Annotated in this window: 18 protein-coding genes; 7 read left to right on the forward strand and 11 right to left on the reverse strand. The window is 74.6% G+C overall.

Annotated elements, in window-relative coordinates:
• Window positions 1–20: 20 nt before the first annotated feature.
• Window positions 21–962, forward strand: a complete 942-nt coding sequence (locus ACZ56L_RS22545) for a serine protein kinase RIO (protein WP_468689647.1) — start codon at window positions 21–23, stop codon at window positions 960–962.
• Window positions 963–977: 15 nt separating this feature from the next.
• Here the strand turns inward: ACZ56L_RS22545 and ACZ56L_RS22550 are convergent, their stop codons facing one another.
• Both ACZ56L_RS22550 and ACZ56L_RS22555 read right to left on the reverse strand, forming a co-directional pair.
• Window positions 978–1,928, reverse strand: a complete 951-nt coding sequence (locus ACZ56L_RS22550) for an aldo/keto reductase (RefSeq protein ID WP_471065844.1) — start codon at window positions 1,926–1,928, stop codon at window positions 978–980.
• The gene (locus ACZ56L_RS22555) at window positions 1,928–2,848 is read right to left on the reverse strand and encodes an NAD-dependent protein deacetylase (protein ID WP_401759987.1); all 921 of its coding nucleotides are present in this window, start codon (window positions 2,846–2,848) and stop codon (window positions 1,928–1,930) included. The genes ACZ56L_RS22550 and ACZ56L_RS22555 overlap by 1 nt, the downstream gene beginning before the upstream one ends.
• A gap of 213 nt (window positions 2,849–3,061) precedes the next feature.
• Between ACZ56L_RS22555 and ACZ56L_RS22560 the strand changes: the two genes are divergently transcribed.
• A complete protein-coding gene (locus ACZ56L_RS22560; RefSeq protein WP_345219544.1) occupies window positions 3,062–3,493 on the forward strand; it encodes a hypothetical protein in 432 nt (143 codons plus the stop codon).
• 29 nt (window positions 3,494–3,522) lie between these two features.
• On the opposite strand, the gene ACZ56L_RS22565 is transcribed toward ACZ56L_RS22560, so the two are convergent.
• The 8 genes from ACZ56L_RS22565 to pgfA form a co-directional block, all read right to left on the reverse strand.
• Window positions 3,523–3,723: a Trm112 family protein gene (locus tag ACZ56L_RS22565; RefSeq protein WP_345219545.1), complete on the reverse strand. Its 201-nt coding sequence runs from the start codon at window positions 3,721–3,723 to the stop codon at window positions 3,523–3,525.
• Window positions 3,710–4,639 (reverse strand): hypothetical protein, encoded by a 930-nt coding sequence (locus tag ACZ56L_RS22570; RefSeq protein ID WP_380837949.1) that lies wholly within the window; start codon window positions 4,637–4,639, stop codon window positions 3,710–3,712. The genes ACZ56L_RS22565 and ACZ56L_RS22570 overlap by 14 nt, the downstream gene beginning before the upstream one ends.
• Window positions 4,639–5,466 (reverse strand): class I SAM-dependent methyltransferase, encoded by an 828-nt coding sequence (locus ACZ56L_RS22575; RefSeq protein ID WP_471065847.1) that lies wholly within the window; start codon window positions 5,464–5,466, stop codon window positions 4,639–4,641. The genes ACZ56L_RS22570 and ACZ56L_RS22575 overlap by 1 nt, the downstream gene beginning before the upstream one ends.
• A 70-nt stretch (window positions 5,467–5,536) precedes the next feature.
• Complete coding sequence (locus tag ACZ56L_RS22580) at window positions 5,537–6,820, reverse strand: condensation protein (protein ID WP_471065849.1); 1,284 nt, start codon at window positions 6,818–6,820, stop codon at window positions 5,537–5,539.
• A 526-nt stretch (window positions 6,821–7,346) separates the two neighbouring features.
• A complete protein-coding gene (locus tag ACZ56L_RS22585; RefSeq protein ID WP_471066280.1) occupies window positions 7,347–11,522 on the reverse strand; it encodes an alpha-(1->3)-arabinofuranosyltransferase domain-containing protein in 4,176 nt (1,391 codons plus the stop codon).
• Window positions 11,519–12,277: a class I SAM-dependent methyltransferase gene (locus ACZ56L_RS22590; RefSeq protein WP_345219548.1), complete on the reverse strand. Its 759-nt coding sequence runs from the start codon at window positions 12,275–12,277 to the stop codon at window positions 11,519–11,521. Before ACZ56L_RS22590 ends, ACZ56L_RS22585 begins: the two co-directional genes overlap by 4 nt.
• Complete coding sequence (locus ACZ56L_RS22595; RefSeq protein ID WP_471065851.1) at window positions 12,274–13,485, reverse strand: glycosyltransferase family 4 protein; 1,212 nt, start codon at window positions 13,483–13,485, stop codon at window positions 12,274–12,276. The genes ACZ56L_RS22590 and ACZ56L_RS22595 overlap by 4 nt, the downstream gene beginning before the upstream one ends.
• A 340-nt stretch (window positions 13,486–13,825) precedes the next feature.
• Complete coding sequence (gene pgfA / locus ACZ56L_RS22600; protein ID WP_471065853.1) at window positions 13,826–14,779, reverse strand: cell envelope lipid trafficking protein PgfA; 954 nt, start codon at window positions 14,777–14,779, stop codon at window positions 13,826–13,828.
• A 196-nt stretch (window positions 14,780–14,975) separates the two neighbouring features.
• On the opposite strand from pgfA, the gene ACZ56L_RS22605 reads away from it, so the two are divergent.
• From ACZ56L_RS22605 to ACZ56L_RS22625, 5 genes are all read left to right on the forward strand, one after another.
• Window positions 14,976–15,128, forward strand: a complete 153-nt coding sequence (locus ACZ56L_RS22605; protein WP_345219551.1) for a hypothetical protein — start codon at window positions 14,976–14,978, stop codon at window positions 15,126–15,128.
• Complete coding sequence (locus ACZ56L_RS22610) at window positions 15,125–16,477, forward strand: PucR-like N-terminal domain-containing protein (RefSeq protein WP_345219552.1); 1,353 nt, start codon at window positions 15,125–15,127, stop codon at window positions 16,475–16,477. The genes ACZ56L_RS22605 and ACZ56L_RS22610 overlap by 4 nt, the downstream gene beginning before the upstream one ends.
• A 4-nt stretch (window positions 16,478–16,481) precedes the next feature.
• A complete protein-coding gene (locus tag ACZ56L_RS22615; RefSeq protein WP_471065856.1) occupies window positions 16,482–17,429 on the forward strand; it encodes an SGNH/GDSL hydrolase family protein in 948 nt (315 codons plus the stop codon).
• Between the two features lie 6 nt (window positions 17,430–17,435).
• A complete protein-coding gene (locus tag ACZ56L_RS22620) occupies window positions 17,436–18,407 on the forward strand; it encodes a phosphotransferase (RefSeq protein ID WP_471065858.1) in 972 nt (323 codons plus the stop codon).
• A gap of 271 nt (window positions 18,408–18,678) precedes the next feature.
• Window positions 18,679–21,030, forward strand: coding sequence for a phosphoketolase family protein (locus tag ACZ56L_RS22625; RefSeq protein WP_471065860.1), 2,352 nt, complete (start codon window positions 18,679–18,681; stop codon window positions 21,028–21,030).
• 50 nt (window positions 21,031–21,080) lie between these two features.
• Here the strand turns inward: ACZ56L_RS22625 and ACZ56L_RS22630 are convergent, their stop codons facing one another.
• Window positions 21,081–21,956 carry a PhzF family phenazine biosynthesis protein gene (locus tag ACZ56L_RS22630; RefSeq protein WP_345219555.1) on the reverse strand — a complete coding sequence of 292 codons (876 nt, stop codon included), beginning with the start codon at window positions 21,954–21,956 and terminating at the stop codon, window positions 21,081–21,083.
• Window positions 21,957–21,963 lie beyond the last annotated feature (7 nt).

The raw sequence follows: 21,963 nt of genomic DNA on the forward strand, positions 1-21,963 counted from the left end.
CTCATGGAGCACCTTCAGCGATGTCTCGCGACGACTTCCCGCAGTACCCGCAGTTCCCGGCCTTTCCTGACCTCTCCGCCGTCGACTCCTCCCGCCGGGTCCCGCCCGCGGCCGATCCGGGCGAGGTCGACGAACGCTTCGTCTTCGACTTCCAGGCGTACGACGACGACCTCAAGGACGGCCAGCGCTGGTCGACCTGGCTCAGCGTCGAACCGCTGAGCCGGGGCCCCGAGCCGCGCCCCGACTGGGTCGTGACCTCGCAGGGCGCGATCGACACCGAACTCGGCGTCCTCAAGACCGGCAAGGAGGCCGACGTCCACCTCGTCGAGCGGGCCGACCCCCTCGATCCGGGCGCCGGCGCGGTCATGGCGGCCAAGCGGTACCGCTCCGCCGAGCACCGCAGCTTCCACCGCGCCGCCTCCTACACCGAGGGCCGTTCCATGCGGCGCTCCCGCGACGAGCGCGCCCTCAAGCGCAAGAGCACCTTCGGACGGCAGGTCGCGGCCGGGGAGTGGGCCGTGTCCGAGTGGGGCGCGCTGGTGCGGCTGTGGGGCCTCGGGCTGCCCGTTCCGTACCCCGTCCAGATCGACGGCACCGAGATCCTGATGGAGTGGATCACGGTTCCCGACGAGGAGGGCGCGGCGGTGACCGCGCCCCGGCTCGCCCAGGTCCGGCCCTCGCCCCCACTGCTCGCCTCGTACTTCGAGCAGCTCACCGACGCGTTGGCCACGATGGTGCAGAACGGCTTCGTGCACGGCGACCTGTCCGCGTACAACATCCTGGCGGCGGGCGAGCGGCTGGTGATCATCGATCTGCCCCAGATCGTGGACCTGGTCGGCAACCTCAACGGGATGGCCTTCCTCCAGCGCGACTGCGCCAACATCTGCGCCTGGTTCCGCTCGCGGGGCCTCGACGCCGACGAGGACGCGCTGTTCGCGGAGCTGATGGCGCACGCCTTCTGAGCGTCCTGAGCGCCGTTACGGCAGCGGCTCGCCCCGGGCCGCGGTCCAGAGCTCGTACCACTCCTCGTGGGTGAGCTCCGGTGCGCGGCGCACCGCGTCGGCGCAGCGCAGGATGCGCTCGGGGCGGCTGGAGCCGATCACCGGGGCGATCCGGGCCGGGTGGCGCTGGAGCCACCACAGCAGGACCGTCTCCGGTGTCGTGCCCCTGCGGGCGGCGATGCCGGAGACGAGCCGCGCGGCGGGGGAGGAGGGGGTGCGGCCGGTGTAGCGGCCCTGGGCGAGCGCGCCCCAGGCCTGGAGCCGGACGCCCCGGCCCTGGCAGTACTCGACGGTGCCGTGCGGGAAGCCGTTGTCGGCCGCCGCCCGGGTGTTCAGCAGGACCCCGGACTCGACCCAGTCGCGGGCGGCCAGGCTCATCTCGAGCTGGTTGACGGTGAGGGGCACGTCCAGGTGGGACTGGAGGAGCTCGATCTGGGCGGCGCTCATGTTCGACACGCCGAAGCGCCGTACGAGCCCCTGCGCGTGCAGCGAGCCGAGCGCCTCCGCGATCTCCTCGGGGCCGGTCAGCGGGTCGGGCCGGTGCAGCAGCAGGACGTCGAGCACGTCGGTGCGCAGGCGGGTCAGGCTCTCCTCGACGCGGCGCACGATGCTGCTCCCGCGCAGGTCGTACCGGCCGCCGCCGTCGCCGTCGGGCAGGCGGATGCCGCACTTGGTCTGGAGGGTGATGCGGCCGCGCAGCCCGGCGTCCCGGGCGAGGAGTTCGCCGAAGACCGCCTCGGACTTGCCGTGCCGGTAGATGTCGGCGTGGTCGAACACGGTGATGCCGGCCGACAGCGCGGCCTCGACGGCGGCCTCCGCCTCGGCGATGTCCGCCGCCGTGTACGGGGTGGGGTCCCAGGCGCCGCCGAGTCCCATGCAGCCGTACAGGGGGCGGGAGTGCGGGTGGGGGCCGGACGGGGTCGGCATCAGTGGTGCTCTCCTCGGTGTGGTACGGGTTCCGCCTGGTCGACCTCCACCCCGAGCCGGTCGGCGACCTCCGTGAGCGTCTGCCCGAGCGGCAGTGCCACCCGGGCCCGCGCCTCGCGGTCGCCGCGCGTCGCGTCCCGGTTGACGATCACCACCGGCGTGCCCGCCCGAGCGGCCTGGCGTACGAACCGGAGCCCCGACATCACCGTCAACGACGAGCCCAGGACCAGCAGCGACGCGGCCCCGCGGACCAGCTCCCGGCACTGTTCGACCCGCTGCGGCGGGACCGGCTCGCCGAAGAACACCACGTCCGGCTTGAGGACACCGCCGCAGACCGTGCACGGCACCACGTGAAAGTCCCCGACCTGCGCGTCGGTGAGGTCGGCGTCGCCGTCCGGGTTGATCCCGGCGGCCACCGGCGCGAAACCCGGATTGGCCTCGGTCAGGCGGACGGCGAGCGCGCCGCGCGGCTCGACGGTGCCGCAGGTCAGGCACCGGACGCGGTCCAGGCTGCCGTGGAGTTCCACGACGTCCTCGCTGCCCGCGGCCTGGTGCAGCCCGTCGACGTTCTGCGTGATGAGGCCCGAGAGCAGGCCGTGCCGGGCGAAGGCCGCCACCGCCCGGTGCCCGGCGTTCGGGCGGGCCCGGCCGAAGACCCGCCAGCCCAGGTGGCTGCGCGCCCAGTAGCGGCGCCGGGCCCGGGGGTCGGAGGTGAACTCCTGGTACGTCATCGGGGTGTGGCGGCTCAGACTGCCGCCCTCGCCCCGGTAGTCCGGAATGCCGGACTCCGTGGAGATCCCGGCACCGCTGAGCACCAGCACGCCGCCACGGCCCAGCAGGTCGGCGACGGGCGTCCAGTCGGAGACGGCGGGCGGCAGGTCACCGTCGGGAACCCAGTTCAAGGTGGGGCGCATCTGCATGCTGCCAGGGTACGGAAGAGGGTGGCTCAGCCACGGACTCCGCGGAGCCCCGCAGGTCGCGGGCCCGCCGGCGTCCCGACGGCCATGCGTGCGCCCGTTCGCGCCTTCGCCCCGTCGTGCCGGTGACGGAGGCCGGGCGAAGACCCATACTGCTTCCGGACGGACCACTTCCGTACCGCGCAGTACCCCGGCACGACGAATGGGAGAGAGCACGTGAACGTCACCCGCACCCCTCTTCGACCCCGACGGGCGACCCGGAGGGGCCGCGCCCCGGCCGCCCTGGGCGCGGCGCTCGCCCTGGCCGTGCCGACCGCCCTCACCACCACGTCGACGGCCTCGGCCGCCGAGGCGCGAGCGACCGCCTCCTGCAGTCCGGGCTACGTCTGCATCTACCAGGGCGACATCTTCGACGGCAGCCCCAACCACCCGATGGTCTACAGCTTCTACCGCTACGGGACGTACAACGTCGCCAACCTCGTCGGCGACTACACCGTCAAGAACTGCCAGACGGGCGGTGCCAAGGTCCAGGGACGCACCGGCTACAACGGCACCGGAAGCGTCGCCTGGGACCTCACGGTCAACAACTGCAGCACCGGACTGTGGACCAGCCTGACCTCCACGAACTCCGTGCGGGTCTACCCCTGAGGCTCCCCGCCGCGCCCCGCCGCCCCGCGTCAGGACGACATGAGGCGGCGGTGTTCGCCCTCGTCCAACTGCTCGCCCGAGGAGGGCAGGAGCTGGGGGACGCCGTCCACGATCGGGTACCGGCGGTGCAGCCGCGGGTTGTAGAGGGCGCTCCCGTCCGGGACCAGGGACAGGGGGCCCTTGTCGATCGGGCAGGCCAGGATCTTCAGCAGCGGGTCAGTGGGGTTCACGGGTGAGGTCCTTTTCGGGTGAGGGCTGTTCGTACGAGGAAAGGCTCAGCAGGACGGCGACCGCCAGGGCCGCCCCCGCCACCCGCAGCACCAGCCGCAGCGGCTCGCCCGGCAGCGACTCACCGAACGCGAGGCTGCCGAGCGTGGCGGTGTAGAGGCAGGACGTGGTGGTGCACACCGGCACCACGAGCGAGGCCCGGCAGCGCTGGAGCGCGGTCTGCGACAGGACGAGACCGGTGCCGCCGGTCACGAGCAGCAGATAGGGGTACGGGGAGGTCAGCACGGCGGTGACCGTGCCGGGCAGGTTCCCGGCGTCGAACAGCGCCGAGAGCCCCTTGATCGCCAGCGAGCTGACCCCGTACACGAGCCCGACGGCCACCCCGTACGGCACACCGCTGGTCCGGTGCGGGACGCCGTCGGCCGGCGGCGTGCGGACGGCGTCGCGCCGGTCGGTGACGACGTACACCCAGATGCCCGCGCCGATGGACACCCCGCTGAGCAGCAGGATCAGGGCGGGCGGCGAGTACGCGCCCACGTCCTCGCCGCCCGAGTCCAGCGACAGCACCACCATCAGCAGCGCGAGCACCACCGCGCCCATCGCGTACCGCTCGCGCACCGAGACGCGTTCGCCCAGGGTGCGCGAGGACAGCAGCAGGAGCAGCACCAGGCCCGAGATGAACAGGGCCTGCGCGACGGTCATCGGCAGGGTCCGGTAGACGACCAACTGCGCGGCGAACCCGCCCGCGAGCGCCAGCGACCCGCCCACCCACGGCAGACTGCCCAGCAGCAGCCGCACCGCGCGCAGCGGGCGGTGCACGTCCAGGCCCGGCAGGTCGCCCAGGGCGCGCTTCTGGAGGACGAAGCCTCCGCTGTAGAGGACGTTCGCGCACAGTGCCGCCAGCACGCCCCACCACATCACGGCTCTCGACTCCCCCGGCCGGGAGCGGGGGCGGTGCGTCGTCCGGGTACGCGCGCGTGGACGAGGAGGATCGAGGCGGCGGACGGCGCGGCGCAGGCCAGCCGGTCCAGGGTGCGCAGCGGGCGGGGCACCCCGTGGAAGGGGGCGCCGGCCGTGCGGACGACCTCGAAGCCGGACGCGGTGAGCAGGCCGCGCAGGGCGCGCGCGGTGTAGAGCCGCAGGTGGCCGACGACCTCGCGGCCCGGGCGGCCGTGGATGCCGCGCAGACTCACCTCGGAGAAGACCGGCTGGACCCCGGCGAGCAGGAGTGCCCTGTTGTACCAGGCGGCGAGGTTGGGGGTGGACAGCATGAGGTGGCCGCCGGGCTTCAGGACGCGGCGGATCTCGTCGAGCGCGCTGTCGGGGTCCACGAGGTGTTCGATCACCTCGCTGAACAGGACGGCGTCGGCGGACGCGGTCGCGAACGGCAGTCCGCCGTCGGTGAGTTGGCCGCGCACGGCGGACAACTCGCCCTTGGCAGCGGCGAACCGCCGGGACGCCCTGCGCAGGGCGTCCTGCGACCAGTCCACCCCGACGATCCGGTGGCCGGGCAGGAGCGGGGCGGCCGTCGCGGCGGCGGTGCCGTCGCCGCAGCCCACGTCGAGGACGGTGGCGCCGGGGGCGCCCGCGAGGGCGGCGGCGAGCATGAGGGCCTGGCGGCGGCTGCGCGGGTCGCCGGAGGCGACGGGCACGGCGGGGTTCTCGTAGAAGTCGCGCAGTCCGTCGCGCGGCTCCTCGTGGGCGGCGTCGCGGGGCAGGTGCGGGTCGGCGGTGGGAGCCGTCATGGCGGCGATCCCTCCTCGGGGTCAAAGGGGCGGGGGAGGTGCGTCGTCGGGCGGTGGCGGGGACGGTGTTTCAGGGGGTGGTGGCGGGTGGGGCGAGCGCGGAGGTCGACTGGAGGTGCTTCTCGAAGAGTTCGCGCAGGTGCTCGCCGTCCGCCCGGCCCAGCAGCGCGCCCGACCAGCGCAGACAGAGGTGCAGGCGGCCGGCGGTGGCCGCGGTGGTCACGGTCAGCCCGCGCGGCATGCGGGCCGGCGCCGAGAACCACACCGCGCTCGCCCGGCCCGCCCCGTCGCCGAAGTCCAGGGGGTAGGGGACCCGGCCGATGTTGCTGAGCAGGGTGGTCGACGTCCATGCCGCCACGGCCCGCCGGAGCTGCCGGGTGGCGGCGGCGCGCAGGGCGACGGGGACGACCGGTGCGGTGAGCAGCCGCGCCCCGTGGCCGAGCTGGGGCCGCGAGAGGGCCTTGAGCGCGCGCGTGCGGTCGGCGGTCCGCATCAGCAGCCCCGGTGTGTCCGCTTGCGCCAATTCCTCGGGCAGGAAGGGGACTTCCACCAGTCGGGTGCCGTTCCCGATGGGCATGTCCATGCCCCGGGGGCGGTCGTCCACCGGCATCGTGATCCGCATCGGGCGCGGGGGCGCGCCCCGCTCGGCGTTCCACTCGGCGATGGTGCGGGCGGTGGCGACCATCAACTGGTCGTTGACGGTGTAGAGGACGCCGGGCGGCCGGCGGGGCACCGGCAGCTCCACGGCCAGCATGCCGTTGCCCGTGGCCTTGGTGCCCCGGTGCGGTCCGGCGGCGACCCGCGCCACCGGGGCGAACCCGGTCCCCGGGACCGGCTGCCGCGGGCGGTGCTCGGGCCGCTCGGGCGTGGCGGAGGCGGCGGGGGAGTTGTCGCGGCCTCCGTAGAGCTCGGCGGTGGTGGCGAGGACGCGCAGGCAGGCGGGCCCGTCGAGGGCGGTGTGGTTGAGGACCAGCAGCAGTACGTTCCCGATGATCTCCAGCCGTACCGGCGGCGACAGCGAGAGCGGCGGGGCGTGGGTGAGCGCCCGTGCCCTGGCCGCCTCCAGCACGCCGGGCGACGCGTCGGGGTGGTGGACGACGACGCCCGTGGTGTCCGGGTGCGCGGTGAGCTCCCACTCGTACCGGCGGCGGTACCAGGGTCCGGGGGCCTCGCGCATCAGGACGCGGGGATGCTGCCGCAGGGCCTGCACGAAGGCCTTCCGCAGCCGTTCCGGATCGGGTGGTTCGGGGAGGTGCACCTCGAGGTGCACGGTCTCGGGCTCGGCGGGGTCGAGACAGTGCCGGGTGATCTCGTCGACGACGGTGAAGGGCGTGGTGGAGTTCGGGGCGCGCATCACGGGCTCCTCGGGTGATCGACGTGGGGCCGGGCCCGGGGGCACGGGTGAGCGGTGGCCGTCCCGACGCCGCGGGCCGCGGCAGCGCGGACGGTGCGGCGCCGGGCCGCCATCCGCGGGACGCAGGGGGACTCCGCGCGCCGGAGGCAGACGGACTCCGCCCGGCGGAAGCAGACGGACAACGCCCGGCGGAGCGGAACGTCCGCGAGCCGGACCAGAACGTCCGCCGGGCAGCGCGGGACGTCCGCCCGCCGGAAGCAGACGGACTCCGCCCGGCGGAGCGGGACGTCCGCCCGCCGGGCCGGAACCCCTGCCCGGCGGAGCGGGACGTCCGCCCGCCGGATCGGAACCCCTGCCCGGCGGAGCGGGACGTCCGCCCGCCGGATCGGAACCCCTGCCCGGCGGAGCGGGACGTCCGCCCGCCGGGCCGGAACCCCCGCCCGCCGGGCCGGAACCCCCGCCCGCCGGGCCGGAACCCCCGCCCGGCGGTGTGGGACGTCCCCCCGGCGCGAGCGTGCTCGTGCCGTCACCCCTCCCTCCGACGCCACGGCCACCGCAGGGTGCCTCCGGAGTCCGGCGCCGCCGCGGAGCCCAGGGTCACCACCGCCGCCACCACGCCCACCACGGCCAGTGACTGGGCCAGCGGGCCGAAGGCGCCCGCCTGGGCCGCCACCGGCGTTCCCGCGCCCCAGGCCGCCGCGACTCCCGCGCCCGCCATCGCCGCCAGGGCGACCAGCGGGAGCAGCGCCGGGCGCCAACGGGCCAGCAGTGCCAGGACGGGCACGGCCAGGGCCAGCGGCCCCGCCACCAGGACCATGATCACCGTCAGCGCCGCCAGGCCGAGCACGGCACCGGGGGCGGGCGGCGCCGGCACGGGCCCGTCCGGCTCGCGGGCGTCCCGCCGGGTCCACAGCACCAGGCCCGCCAGCGCCAGCAGCGCGACACCGCCCGCGATGAGACCGCCGACGTACCAGCGCGCCGGGGCGAACTCCAGCCGCACCGTGCCGCCCTCGCCCTCCGGCACCAGCCAGCCCTGCTGCCAGCCGTCCAGCCGGACCGGGCTGAGCTCCTTGCCGTTCAGGGTGGCCCGCCAGCCGGGGTTGGCGTTCTCGTGCAGTTGCAGGTACGAGGCCGCGCCCGCCCCGACCCTCACCTCGCGCGCGTCGCCCGACCAGTCCTTGAAGTCCAGCGCGCGCCGGTCGGCGGAGGGCGCGGAGACCGCGCCCCGCGTCAGCGTCAGGTCGGTGATGGCGAGGGGACCCGTGTCACCCGCCTCCAACCGGTGGGTGCCGGCGGCCAGTTGGGCCACGCCGTCCCGCTGCTCGCCCGCGCACAGCGAGACCTCGATCGGGCGGCGTTCGGTGAGGTCGCGCAGGGTGCCACGGGCGCTCGTGGCGTGCAGCGTGCCGTCGACGGACAGGACCGGGCCCTGGCCGCAGGGGAGCGAGAAGGCGCGGGAGGGGTCGGGCTGCGGCACCCGGTAGTCCTCCAGGGCCGGGACGTACACCTCGCTCAGTCCGATGGGGAGCTGCAGCTCGCCCTGCGCCACCGGGTTGTGGATGGTCAGCGGCGCCGCCTTGGTGAGGGTGATGTCCAGCCGGTCGGTGGTGATCGGCTGGAAGCTCGCCAGGCCGTTGGGGTCGACGGCGGCCGTCGCCGCGCCGTCCGGGGAGCTGATCTCGACCTGCTCGGGGCGGGTGGAGAGGCCGCCCGCCGCCGCGAAGACGATCTGCCCGACGGGCCGCTTCTCCGGCCACCGCAGGTGCAGGACGGCCTTGTTGCCGGAGATCCACGAGGTGCTCAGGTCGCCGTCCACGAGGTTGCGGGGGCTCAGCGAGGTGCCGAGCTTCGCCGTGGATTCGGCGCTCACCAGCAACTGCCGCCGCTGGTCCGGCGCCTGGCGGTACAGCAGCTCGTCCAGGGCCTCGCCCGGAACGGGCAGGGCCTTCGCCTTCAGCGAGTACGCCCCGTCCCGCAGGGTGGTGAACTGGCGGTGCAGCCCCACCTCCGCCGAGACCGGGGAGAGCCCGCCGGGGTCGCTGCCCCGGTGCAGGGAGAGCACGTTCGGGTCCGTGCCGTCGTCCGCGGCGTCCTTGGGGAGGGACAGCAGCCGGGTCACCGTCACGCCGGGGACGTCCACCGCGCTGAAGCCCGCGCCCATCAGGCCGGGGCGGCCCTGCTGGGCCTCCTCGATGGTGATCTTCAGCCACTTGGCCTCACCGGGCGGGGCGTCCACGGTCTGCGGCTGCCCGTTCGGCTGGAGCGGGCTGGTCGCGCCGCCCCGGTCGGTCTCCACCCGGACCACCGTCGGCGCGGCCCGCATCCCGTCGGAGGGCAGCGGGGTCAGGCGCAGTGTCCCGGGCATGGTCACCGGGGCGTTGAAGTCGACCCGCAGCCACTGGCCCGCGGGCCGGGCCGCGCTGCCCTCCGCCCAGGCGGTCTCCGGGTTGCCGTCGAAGGCGTTCACCGGGTCGTACTGGGGGAGGTGGAACAGCCAGTTCCCGCTGCTGGACGCGGTCACCGACTTCGCGCCCCGCAGCACGGCGGTCGTCTGGCGGCGGGGATCGTCGTCGGGCAGGATCTGCCGGGGTTCGCGGCCGGGGTCCTGCGCGCTGCCCGGCTGATTGCGCTCCTTCTCGGTGTACGTGTACGAGGTGTTGGTGTTCACCAGCCCGAACCGGGTGTCCGCCCGGCGCAGCCCGTCGCCCGCCGCCCGCACCGGGGGCTCGCCGAGCCCGGGGGCGTTGTCCCCGGTCAGCACGGCGGGCCGGTCCCGCAGCGAGGGGTCGGCGGACAGCCGCAGCAGGGACTCGGGGCCGCCGGCCAGCGTCATCGTGTCGGCCACCGGCTTGAGCGCCGCCCGCCCCGGGTCACGGGTGCCGGACGGGGGCTCGTACACCTCGACCGCCTGCTGCCTCGGGTACAGGCCCTCGACCTGCACGGGCGTGTCGTCGGGGATGCGCCCGCCGGTGAGGACCGGACCGAAGCCGGTCACCCGCCGGTACCCGGACGACTCCAGGGTGCGCTTCACGGTCTGCGGCGGCACGTAGCCGATCTGGTCGGGGTCGAGGTCGTTGCGTACGACGACGTAGTGCAGCCCGGCCCGGTTCAAGTAGGCGGCCAGGCCCGGGACTTCGCCGCCGGACATCAGGGACTGCTCGACCGCGTCGAGCACCCGCCGGTTGCCGGGGGTGCCGAACGGCACGAAGTCCCGCTGCGCCCACGGGGATTTGGCCAACACGTCCAGCGGCTGGTCGATGGTGGAGCCCCAGGTGTGGATGCCGTGCGCGGTCGCCGGCGTGACCAGGGCCCGGGTGTCGCGGGAGTGCTCCTTGAGCCAGGCGGCCGTCTGCGCCCAGTGGTCGGGGAGCTTCCGGAACGCTCCCGGCTGGAGGATGCTGCCGTTCACGTACGGCAGCAGCAGGCCCGGCAGGACGAGCAGGGCCGCCAGCGCGGGCAGGTGGGAGCGGCCGGGCACCCGGCGGGTTCCGTGCCGCTCCGAGACCACCGCGACGGCGTGCACCAGGCCGAGCACCAGGACGAGCGCCAGACCCGACTGGAACTTGTAGATGTTGCGGAACGGCACCAGCCACCCGTTCAGCCAGTCCTGCACCGTGCCGGGGAACAGCGCGCCCAGCGAACCCCCGTATCCCGCAAGGGTGATGAGGACGACCGAGAGCACGACCAGCAGCAGCCAGCGCCGCTCGGGCACGTCCCGCCGGGCGAGCCCCGCGAGCCCGATCGCCGCCGCGCAGGCCGAGCCGAGGATCGCGAGCACGGAGGCCGCGACCGTCCACCCGGCGGGCAGCCACGGCTCGCCGAAGTTCAGGTACGCCGTCCAGTTGCCCGCGCCGCGCAGCAGCTCGGTGGCGGACATGGTGTCGGTGGTGGTGCTCGCCTGCTCGACGTACGGCATGAAGTTCTCGCCGTGGATGCCCAGCAGCAACAGCGGAACCACCCACCACAGGGTGGCCAGCAGCACCCCCGGCACCCACCACAGGAGCTGGGTGCGGCGGCGCGGCCCGGCCGGGCGGCTCAGCAGGTACAGGCCCACCGGCAGCAGCGCCGCGAGGGTGGAGGCGGCGTTCACCCCGCCCATGAACGGGATCAGCAGCGCCGAGCGCAGCGCCGAACTCCGGGCGCTGAACGCCGGGTTGACGAGCGGCAGCAGCACCCAGGGCAGGAACGCCCCCGGCAGCGCCGCCGCCGACGTGGAGCCGATGACGATCGTGTACGTCGGCCACAGCGCGTACACGGCCGCGCCCAGCAGCCTGCTCCGCGCGGAGCCGACCCCGAGCCGCTCCGCCAGGCGCAGCGCACCCCAGAACGCGACCGACACCACCAGCGACAGCCACAGACGCTCCGCCAGCCACACCGGCAGCTGCACCAGGTCGGCCAGCGCGTAGAACGGCAGCATCGGGAAGGCGTAGCCGATGTACTGGTCGAAGATCCCGCCGAACCCGGCCCGCGCGTGCCACAGCTCGCCCAGGTCGGCGAGGAAGGTGAACGGGGCGGCGGCCACGCCGAGCTTCGTCTCGAACGTCATGCGCCCCGGCGACACCGCCAGGAACGCCACGAGGACGACCGCCCAGAAACCCAGCAGCCACTTGCGGGAGCGGGGCGCGTCGTCGGGGCCGCGCCCGTCCGGCACCGGCGCGGCGTGCGACGGCGGGCCGGGCGGAGCCTGGAGCGTGCTGGTCATGGACACCGCCGGAGGATGAGGAGGAGGTTCCAGGTGACGAATTCCCGCAGGACCGGGATCCGCGGAGGGAGCGAGGGCAGCAGCGGCCAGTAGCGGGCGCGCGCCGACACGACGGCGACGTCCTCCCGCTCCCTGACCTGGCGCAGGGTGGTCCCGACGTGGATCGGGAAGAGGTTCTCGCCGACGGTGTGCTTGGCGCTGCGGCCGGTGCGCCGCTCGAAGCGGCGGCGGCCCCGGTCGGCGCCCAGGTAGTGCCAGGGCGCCCACTCGTGGCCGCCCCACGGCGAGAACCAGTTGGTGAACGACACGTAGATCAGCCCGCCGGGCCGGGTCACCCGCACCATCTCGCTGAGGAAGGTCTGCGGGTCGGCGACGTGCTCCAGCACGTTGGAGGAGAAGCAGACGTCGGCGGCCCCGTCGGCGAGCGGCAGCAGATAGCCGTCGGCCAGCACCGAGCCCTCCGGCGGCCGGTGCCCGGCGGGCGTCAGCGCCCGGGGGTCCGGTTCGAAGAGGTACGTCTCCGCGCCCCGCCGCCGGAACTCCCGGGCGAAGTACCCGGTGCCCCCGCCGACGTCCACCACGACCCGGTCCTTGAGCGGCACGTACCGCTGCACCTGGTCGGCGGCGTCCCGCGCGAGCAGCGTGTAGCAGTGCTCGGGGTCCTCCTGCTCGTTCAGGAAGGCCCGCAGGAGTGCGGCGGAGCGCCGGAAGGAGGGGTCCCGGAGCGGCGGCGGAGTGCGGCTGGCGTCCTTCATCGCAGGGCGACCGCCCCGGCCGGCACCGGCCCCGGCGTCTTCGGCTGCTGCGGTACGGCGGCGCCCACGGCCTCGGCGGCCACCGCGCGGAACGCGCTCACCGTGCCCGACCAGCGGTAGCGCTCCGCCTGGCGCATCGCCGCCCGTCCCATCGCGGTGCGCCGCTCGGCGCTCAGGGCGAGCGCGCACCAGGCGGCGGCGAACGAGCTCTCGCCGCGCGCCAGGACGCCGGTGACCCCGTCCTCGACGGAGTCCCGCAACCCAGGCACGTCGAAACCGACGGACGGGGTGCCGCGGGTGGCGGCCTCGGTGACCACCAGGCCCCAGCCCTCGACGGCCGACGGGTGCAGCAACAGCCAGGAAGCGCAGAGCAGTTCGTGCTTCTCGGCCTCGGAGACGTATCCCTTGAAGACGACACCGGGGCCCGCCATCGCCTCCAGCCGGCGGCGTTCGGGGCCGTCGCCGACGATGACCAGCCTGCCCCCGGTGACCGGGCGCACCCGTTCCCACAGGCGCAGCAGCAGGTCGATGCGCTTGTACTCCACCAGGCGGCCGACCGCGAGGAACAGCGGCTCGGGGGAGCGGGCGGTGAGGGCCTGCGGGCTCTCGACGCCGTTGTGCACGACGCGGATGCGCTCGCGGTCCACGCCGAGTGCGCCGAGGGCGTTCGCGGTGGACGGCGAGACGGCGACCAGGAGGTTGTCGCGCTGGGCGGCGGACAGGGCCCAGTGCTCCAGGCGTCTGCCGAGTCCGGCGGCGGGGCCGGGGAAGCGCATTCCCCACAGCTCGGTGTGCACGTGGTTGACCAGGCAGAGACTGGGGCCGCGGTGCCAGAGCGGAGTCAGGTAGGGCAGGCCGTTGCAGACCTCGACCAGCAGGTCGCAGCCGCCGATGTGCTTCTCGAAGGTGCGGCGGGCGCGCAGGAAGTGGCCGAGGTCGCCGCCCGCCGACACGACCCGGTAGTTGCGGCGGGCGGTGGGGCCGCCGCACAGCAGGGTGACCTCGTGGCCGAGGGCGGTGAGTCCGTCGGCCAGCCGGTCGACGAGGAGCTCGGAGCCGCCGGCGGCGGGATTGCCCAGGTCCCGCCGGGACAGGAAGACGATGCGGCGGGGCTGTACCGTTGGCTCCTGCGGCTGTGGGGGCCGCAGGGACGTGCGGGGCGCGGGGGGCGCCGCGAGGGGCGGCGTGGGGGGTCCGTGCTGGGGCATCCGGGCTCCAACTCGTGTCGAGGGTGCGGAACCGATGACTGACCGATGAGCGGCCGCGGGCGGCCTGGCGGTGGTTGACGGGTGGGGACGTACGGCGTTGCGTGTGCGGTGGGGTGGTTAGGCAGTTTTCGCCACCGGGTGCGGGGCGGCTACTCACGTGCGTGACAAATTCCGCACGGATATCGGCTGACGCCTCATCACATCCCGCACTCGGTAAGCCATTCGGCGGGGTCATGCTGCTGACCTCGGCCCCCCGGGAGCACGTCGGCCGCGTCCCACGGCCCGGCCGGGAGCGCGCGCGGCCCTGCCGCGGGGCGCTTCCCGGCCGCCGGAGGACGGCTCAGCCCTGGTCCGGGGTGTCCCTGCGGCCCCGTACGACCAGGAACAGCCCCGACCCCGCCAGCGTGATCCCCGCCGCGCCGCCGCCCACCGGCAGCGTCTCGCCCACCAGCCGCAGCTTGTCGCTGTCCGCACTCGCCTGCGCCACCTGGGCGCGCTGGGTGGCCGGGGTGAACTCCATCCGCCGGCTGTCCAGCAGCACCAGCGCGTCCTTCTTCCCGCCGGGGGCCCGCAGCGTCTTGCGCGGGCCGATCATCGCGTTCACGATGCGTCCCGTGCGCCGGTCCACGACCAGCTCCACGCCGTGGTTGGCGTACCACTCCTCGGCCAGGACCTGGCCCCGCTCGGGCAGCCCCACCAGGCGTCCCGGCACCATCCGGGTGCCCGTCTTCGCGGGCGCCACCGTCCCGGTGAAGCGGTAGCCCTCGTACCCCTGGATCTTCTTCGTGCCGCTGAAGCGGAGGGAGACGGTGGAGCCGAGCGTGCCGTCCCACCAGCGGTAGGTGCGCTTCTCGACATCGAAGGGGAACTTCAGGTAGGCCTCGCCGTCGAAGACGGGCTGCTCCTTGCAGCAGTGCACCGGCTCATTGGTCCTGCGGTCGGTGACCCAGCGTTCCAGCGTCCACTGGAGCGAGTCGGTGGTGTCGGCCGCGGGCAGCGTCTCCTCGGTGTCGATGGACGTCGACACGTCCCAGACGGCCCGCCCGCTGCGGACGCTGTCGGCGACGTCGCCGCGCACCTGCCGGGTGATCGTGAGCGGTTTGTCGCGCGCGAGCTCCAGGGACTTGGTGTCGAAGTAACTCCCCGTGCCGGTGAACACGGTGGTGGTGCTGATGTCGATCGGGTTCTTCTTGGCGCGAGGACTGACGTACGAAACCAACAGCGGGGCCAGGACCAGCAGAAACACGCCGGTGCCGAGCAGGATCAGCGACAGGGGAGAGGCGGTGCGACGCATACGGGGCGCTCCAGGGGGGTGCCATGGCGGAGGTGAACACGTGCACGGTGCGTATGGGCCGGGAACCGTAAGCGCGGTCTTGACGGGCTGTCAATTCCCCCGCGGGCGCGGCCTTGACGTCCCATCGGGGCCGCGTGAGACTGTGGGCTTGCTGTCAGGCCGCCGGTGGGGACCAGCGTCGGAGAGGTTTCCCACCATGCCCAGACTGATCTCAGCGCTCCTGACCTCCCTCGTCGCCGCCGCGCTCGCGGTGGGCGCGGCGTTCGGCATCGTGGCCCTGCTCGATGCCACCCCGGAGCAGCCCAACGTGCCTCTGGTCAGCTACGAGACGGGGGCACCGCGACGATGAAGACGACCGGCACCACGACCGGCCCCCCGGCCCCGGGCGCCACGGGCGGCCCCCGGTCGCCCGGCGCCGCGGGCGGCCCCCCGGCTCCCGGCGCCGCGCCGTCCGAATCGGCCTGGGCCAACGTGCCCGCGCTCCAGATCCGGCAGTTCGCCGACCTGGCGCTCGCCGAAGTGCCCGCCCTGGCCCGCGAGATCCTCGACGAGATCTGCCGCGAGCACCCCCGGATGCCGCTGATCCGCGACGAACACGGCGACCTCATGGCGCTCGTCGGCATCCGCCGCGCCCTGGAGGACTTCGTCCGGCACCTGGTCCGCCAGGACGGCCGCCGCCCCCACCTCGACCTGGAGGTCTTCCAGGAGTTCGGCCGCGGCGAAGGACTCCAGGGCAGGTCCCTCAACTCCCTCCAGGCGGTCTACCGCCTCGGCGTGCGGCTCGCCTGGCGGCGCCTCGCCGAGATCGGCCAGCAGGTCGCCATCCCGCCGCCCGCGATGTACGAACTCGCCGAGTCGGGCTTCGCCTTCCTGGACGGCCTGGTCGACGAGTCCCTGCGCGGCTACGCGGAGGCGGCGGCACGCCAGGCGGGCGAACGGCTGCGCCTGCAACGCAAGTTGACCCAGGCCATCCTGCACGAGTCGGCGGCCGGAGCCTCCGACGCCACGAAGTCCCTCGCGGAACTGTCCGCGCACGCCGCCCGCATCGGCTGGACACTCCCCGACCGGCTGGCCGTCGGCGTGCTGATCCGACCCTCCCGGGAGAGCGTCGCCCCGGCCGTCGGCCCCGAAGTCCTCCTCGACATGGAGAGCGAACAACCCCTGATGGTGGTCCCCGACCCCCAACAGGTGGGCCGCACCGAACAGTTGAAGCGCGCCACGGCCGGCTGGACGGGCGCCCTCGGCCCCTCCGTCCCGCTGGGCGAAGCCGCCACGTCCCTGCGCTGGGCGACCGCCGCCGTCGGCCTCATGGAACGCGGCCTGCTCCCCTCCGACGGCCTCCTGTCCTGTACGGAGCACACCCAGGCCCTGGTCCTGCTGCCGCCCGAGGCGCTCATCGGCGACCTGTCGGCCCGCTGCCTGGCCCCCCTCGCGCACTGCGGCCCCACCCAGGGCCGCCGGCTGGCGGAGACCCTGCTCGCCTGGCTGGAGATCAGGGGTGGCGCCCCGGAGGTCGCGGCCCGCCTCGGGGTGCACCCGCAGACGGTCCGCTACCGCATGCGGCAGATCCGGGAGCTGTGGGGAGACGAAGTGGACGACCCGGACCGCCGCTTCGAACTCGAACTGGTGCTGCGCGCCCAGCGCCTGCGCGGCGAACTGGCCGAGCCCCCGCACCGCAACGACACGACGGGCGGCTGAGGAAATGAGCCCCCGACGCCCCCGGCGCTCCCGCGCCGTCGCGCTGGTCCTCCTCCTGCTGTGGTGCGCCACCGGGTGCGCCTTCTTCGCGGAGCCGCCGCAGGAGGAGCCCCCGCCGCCCCCGGCCCCCAGGGCGGCGGCCCGCCCCACCCCGGAGGCGGACCGGACGCGCGCCGCCGCACCCCAGTCCGTACCCGACGCGCCACGGCCCCGGGGCGAGCGCCCCACCGTCCTCTACCTCGGCGACTCCCTCGCCATGGAGAGCCAGCTCTCCCTCGCCGACGAGGTCGACGCCGGCGGACGGGCGACCGTGCACAGCGCCCCGTACTCCGGCACGACCCTCTGCGACTACCTCACCGGACGTCCCGTGCGCTCCCTGGTGCCCGCCCGGGACAAGGCGGCCGCGCTCGTCGCCGCGCACCGCCCGCGGGTGGTCGTCCTCCAGTTCTGGGGCAACGCCTGGGGGTACACCCCCTGCATGGACGGCATCCCCCAGTCCAGCGCCCGTTACTACGAGCGGTACGCCCAGGACGCCGAGGCCCTCACCGGGCAGATCGCCTCCGCCGCCCGCCGCGCGGGCATCCCGCGCCCCACGATCCTCTGGGTCCTCCAGGGGCCCGACGCCTTCTCCTCCGACCGCATCCCCCGCATCAACGACCTCTACCGGGCCCGGGCGGCGGCCTCCGGCGACGCGCTCGCCGACGCGGGCAAGGCCGTCAGCGCCCCCGGCGCCCGCTACGTCTGGCGGCGCCAACTCCCGTGCACGGCAGCCGAGACCAAGACCCCGGACGCCTGCCGCAACGGACTCGCCGCCCTGCACCGCACGGACGACCCCCTCCACTTCTGCCTGGCCCCCACCTCCACGACACCACGCCCGTGCCCGACCCCCTCGCCGGGCATCACCCGCTACACCAGGGCCATCGCCGACGCCGTCGCCCGGCACGTGGACTGACACGGCGTGCCCCTGCACGCGGACGAGGTCCCCCGGGACGCGACACTGGTCCGGTCGCTGCTGAAGGAGCAGTGCCCGCAGTGGGCGGACCTGCCGTTGTCCGCCGGGGGCGCGGGCACCGACAACACCCTGTACCGGCTGGGCGCCGGCCTTCTCGTACGGCTGCCGCGCACCGCCGCCACCGGGCGCTCCGTGCAGAAGGAGCACACCTGGCTGCCCCGCCTGGCACCCCGTCTCCCGCGCCCCGTCCCCGAGCCCGTCCACGCCGGGACGCCCACGGACGCCTTCCCCCTGCCCTGGTCCCTGTACCGCTGGATCGACGGCGAGGAGGCGGGCCCGGACACCGTCGGGGACTGGGCCGCCTTCGGGACCGACCTGGCGGAGTTCGTCCGGGACCTGCGCCGCACCGACCTCATGGGCGCCACGCGCACCGGCGGCCTCCGCTGGTACCGGGGCGGCGGTCTGCGGGCCTGCGACCGGTGGATCAGCGGCTGCTTCGACGACTGCCGGGCGGGCACGGGCGACGCGGACGCCCTCGACGCCGACGCACCGGACGACGGCGCACCCGGCTCCGGCCCGCCCGACGCGGGCCCGCTCGACTTCGACGCCCTCGAACGGCTGTGGCGCGGCGCGCTCGCGCTTCCCGGGTCCCGTGCGCCGCACGGCTGGCTGCACGGCGACCTCAAGCCGAGCAACCTCCTGGTCCGGGACGGCGGGCTGCACGCCGTCGTCGACTTCGGTTGCCTCTCCGTCGGGCTGCCGGACGCCGAACACGCCGCCGTTTGGGACCTGCCGCCCCGGGCACGCGAGGCGTACTGGAACGCCGTGGACCTCGACGACGCGACCTGGGCCCGCGCTCGCGCCTGGGCCGTCGCGGTGGGGGTCAGCGGCATCGCCCACTACGGGGAGACCCTCCCCGCCTTCGTCGCCGAATGCCGTCGGCGGCTGCGGGCGGTCCTCGCCGCCGACGGGCGCTGAGCCGGGCGGGGCCGGGGTCGCCTCCCGCGGGGAAGCGTTCCGCGGAGGCGGCGTGCGGCAGGGCCCGCGGCAGGGCCCGCGGCAGGGCCCCCGCCGGGGGCGGCCCGGGAAGGGGGTGTCGCGTGCGCGCATCGCGGACGGCATCACTGATGGTGGAGGTGGACGGAGCCGCCGGCCACCACCGCCCGCCGCCCCACGGGGCACTCCGGCGCGCCGTCCGAACCCGTACGACCGAGCCCCGCCCTTTCCACCCGAAGACGGAGAAGCCGACGTGCCCCACGACCGCATCGCCGACCTCGACGCCCACTGGCGCGCCGCCAACTACCTGGCCGCCGGCCAGATCTACCTCCTCGACAACCCCCTCCTCACCGAACCCCTGCGCCCCGAGCACATCAAGCCGCGCCTCCTCGGCCACTGGGGCACCTCGCCCGGCCTCAACCTCGTGCACACCCACCTCAACCGCCTCGTGCGGGAGCACGACCTGGACGCGATGTGCGTATGGGGCCCCGGGCACGGCGGTCCGGCCGTGCTCGCCAACTCCTGGCTGGACGGCTCGTACAGCGACACGTACCCGACGATCGGCCGGGACGCCGACGGCATGCGCCGGCTGTTCCGGCAGTTCTCCTTCCCCGGCGGCGTGCCCAGCCACGTCGCGCCGGAGACCCCCGGCTCGATCCACGAGGGCGGCGAGCTCGGCTACTCCCTCTCGCACGCCTACGGCGCCGCCTTCGACAACCCGGACCTCCTCGTCGCCTGCGTGATCGGCGACGGCGAGGCGGAGACCGGGCCGCTCGCCGGGTCCTGGCTCTCCAGCAGGTTCCTCGACCCCGTCCACGACGGCGCGGTCCTCCCGATCCTCCACCTCAACGGCTACAAGATCGCCAACCCGACCGTCCTCGCCCGCATCCCCGAGGACGAACTCGACTCCCTGCTGCGCGGTCACGGACACGACCCGATCCACGTCACGGGAGACGACCCCCGCAGCGTGCACACCGCGATGGCCGACGCCCTGGACCGGGCCCTGGAGCTGATCACCGCGGACCAGCAGGCCGCCCGCACCAAGGGAACGCGCGCGCGGACCCGTCGGCCGATGATCGTGCTCCGTACGCCCAAGGGCTGGACCGGACCCGCCGAAGTGGACGGCGTGCCGGTCGAAGGGACCTGGCGCGCGCACCAGGTGCCCCTGTCGTCCGTACGCGAGAACCCGGACCATCTGCGGCAGTTGGAGGCATGGCTGCGCTCCTACCGTCCGCAGGAACTGTTCGACACCGACGGACGGCCCACCGCGCGGGTGCTCGCCTGCGTGCCCGAGGGCACGCGCAGGCTCGGGGCGAACCCGCACGCCAACGGCGGCCTGCTCACCCGGGACCTGCCGCTGCCGCCGCTGGAGCACTTCGGCGTACCCGTCGACAAGCCGGGCGTCGCCGTCCACGAGCCCACCCGCGTCCTGGGCGGCCTGCTCGCCCAGGTCATGCGGGACACCGCGCAGCGCCGCGACTTCCGTGTGGTGGGCCCCGACGAGACCGAGTCCAACCGGCTCGGCGCGCTCTTCGAGGCCACCGGCAAGGCCTGGCAGGCGGGGACCCTGCCCACCGACGAACACCTGGCCACCGACGGCCGCGTCATGGAGGTCCTGTCCGAACACACCTGCCAGGGCTGGCTGGAGGGCTACCATCTCACCGGCCGCCACGGCCTCTTCTCCTGCTACGAGGCCTTCGTCCACATCGTGGACTCCATGGTCAACCAGCACATCAAGTGGCTGAAGACCTCCCGCACACTGCCCTGGCGGGCCCCCGTGCCCTCCCTCAACTACCTGCTCACCTCGCACGTCTGGCGGCAGGACCACAACGGGTTCTCCCACCAGGACCCCGGCTTCGTCGACCACGTCCTCAACAAGAGCCCCGAGGTCGTCCGCGTCTACTTCCCGCCGGACGCCAACACCCTCCTGGCCACCGCCGACCACGTCCTGCGCAGCCGCGACTGCGTCAACGTCGTCGTCGCGGGCAAGCAGCCCACCTTCGACTGGCTCTCCCTCGACGACGCCCGTACGCACTGCGCCCGGGGCGCGGGCATCTGGGAGTGGGCCGGCACCGAGGACCCGGCGAAGGGCCCCGAGGTGGTGCTGGCCTGCGCGGGCGACGTGCCCACCCACGAGGTGCTGGCCGCCGCCCAGTTGCTCCGCGAGCACCTGCCCGACCTGTCGGTGCGCGTCGTGAACGTCGTCGACATGGCCCGGCTGCTGCCCCGTGAGGAGCACCCGCACGGGATGACCGACCCCGAGTACGACGCCCTGTTCACCCCCGACCGGCCGGTGGTCTTCGCGTACCACGGCTACCCGTGGCTGATCCACCGCCTTGCCTACCGCCGCACCGGCCACGCCCAGCTGCACGTACGCGGCTACAAGGAGTCCGGCACCACCACGACCCCCTTCGACATGGTGGTGCGCAACGATCTCGACCGGTACCGCCTGGTCATGGACGTCATCGACCGGGTTCCGGGCCTCGGGGTCCGCGCCGCCGCCGTCCGCCAGGCCATGGCCGACGTGCGGACCCGCCACCACGACTGGGTCCGCGCCCACGGCCTCGACCTCCCCGAGGTCGCCGACTGGACCTGGACCGGCTGACCCGCCGCCGTCCCTCCTGCCGCCCGGCCCCGCCCACCGGCGGGGCCGGCTCAGACCCGTACGGCCGCGCCCGTCACCCGCACCCCCGGCTGGCCGTCGCGCAGTTCCACCTCCAGCAGGGAGGGGCTGCCCAGGTCGTGCCCCTGGTGCAGGGTCAGCGCCGCCTGCGCCGGTACGAGGCCGAGTTCGCGGGCGTACGCGCCGAAGGCCGCCGCTGCCGCGCCCGTCGCCGCGTCCTCCACCACGCCCCCGACGGGGAACGGGTCGCGCACGTGGAAGACGGTGGGCGACTCGCGCCACACCAACTGGACCGTGGTCAGGTCCAGGGCGCGCATCAGGGCCAGCAGCCGGTCGAAGTCGTAGTCCAGGTCGGCCAGCCGCTCGCGGGTCGCCGCGGCGAGGACGAGGTGGCGGACCCCCGCGTAGGCGATCCGCGGCGGCAGCGCGGCGTCCAGCTCGCCCTCCCGCCAGCCGAGCGCGGCCAGCGCCTCGGCCACGTCCTGCGGATCGGCGTCGTGCACCCGGGGCGGCACGCTGGTCAGCGTGGCCTTCAGCCCGGCCGGCGAGGCGGTGACCGTGATCGGCACGTGCCCGGCGTTCGTGAGGAAGTCGTAGTCGCCCGCGCCGAGCCGCTCGCCCAGGGCCACCGCGGTGGCGACGGTGGCGTGACCGCAGAAGTCGACCTCCGCCTCGGGGCTGAAGAAGCGGAGGCGGAAGGCGCGTTCGCGGTCCGCGTCGGGCGCCGGGGTCACGAACGCGGACTCCGAGTACCCGAGCCCGGCGGCGATCGCCACCATGTCGCCGTCGTCGAGCGCGGAGGCGTCGAGCACGACCCCGGCCCGGTTGCCGCCCCCAGGGTCGGTGGAGAAGGCCGTGTAGTGGAGCACGTCGGAGGGCAGGGCCGGGGGAGTGGTCTGCTGCGTCATGGGTGAA

The sequence above is a fragment of the Streptomyces sp. NPDC039736 genome, assembly GCF_055596485.1.

What these genes read in the sequence shown, in the direction of transcription:
- ACZ56L_RS22605 (WP_345219551.1), top strand. Translation starts at nt 14,976, where the DNA reads ATGCCCAGACTGATCTCAGCGCTCCTGACCTCCCTCGTCGCCGCCGCG.
- ACZ56L_RS22585 (WP_471066280.1), bottom strand. Translation starts at nt 11,522, where the DNA reads ATGACCAGCACGCTCCAGGCTCCGCCCGGCCCGCCGTCGCACGCCGCG.
- ACZ56L_RS22610 (WP_345219552.1), top strand. Translation starts at nt 15,125, where the DNA reads ATGAAGACGACCGGCACCACGACCGGCCCCCCGGCCCCGGGCGCCACG.
- ACZ56L_RS22555 (WP_401759987.1), bottom strand. Translation starts at nt 2,848, where the DNA reads ATGCAGATGCGCCCCACCTTGAACTGGGTTCCCGACGGTGACCTGCCG.
- ACZ56L_RS22580 (WP_471065849.1), bottom strand. Translation starts at nt 6,820, where the DNA reads ATGCGCGCCCCGAACTCCACCACGCCCTTCACCGTCGTCGACGAGATC.
- ACZ56L_RS22545 (WP_468689647.1), top strand. Translation starts at nt 21, where the DNA reads ATGTCTCGCGACGACTTCCCGCAGTACCCGCAGTTCCCGGCCTTTCCT.
- ACZ56L_RS22575 (WP_471065847.1), bottom strand. Translation starts at nt 5,466, where the DNA reads ATGACGGCTCCCACCGCCGACCCGCACCTGCCCCGCGACGCCGCCCAC.
- pgfA (WP_471065853.1), bottom strand. Translation starts at nt 14,779, where the DNA reads ATGCGTCGCACCGCCTCTCCCCTGTCGCTGATCCTGCTCGGCACCGGC.
- ACZ56L_RS22550 (WP_471065844.1), bottom strand. Translation starts at nt 1,928, where the DNA reads ATGCCGACCCCGTCCGGCCCCCACCCGCACTCCCGCCCCCTGTACGGC.
- ACZ56L_RS22595 (WP_471065851.1), bottom strand. Translation starts at nt 13,485, where the DNA reads ATGCCCCAGCACGGACCCCCCACGCCGCCCCTCGCGGCGCCCCCCGCG.
- ACZ56L_RS22630 (WP_345219555.1), bottom strand. Translation starts at nt 21,956, where the DNA reads ATGACGCAGCAGACCACTCCCCCGGCCCTGCCCTCCGACGTGCTCCAC.
- ACZ56L_RS22570 (WP_380837949.1), bottom strand. Translation starts at nt 4,639, where the DNA reads ATGTGGTGGGGCGTGCTGGCGGCACTGTGCGCGAACGTCCTCTACAGC.
- ACZ56L_RS22590 (WP_345219548.1), bottom strand. Translation starts at nt 12,277, where the DNA reads ATGAAGGACGCCAGCCGCACTCCGCCGCCGCTCCGGGACCCCTCCTTC.
- ACZ56L_RS22615 (WP_471065856.1), top strand. Translation starts at nt 16,482, where the DNA reads ATGAGCCCCCGACGCCCCCGGCGCTCCCGCGCCGTCGCGCTGGTCCTC.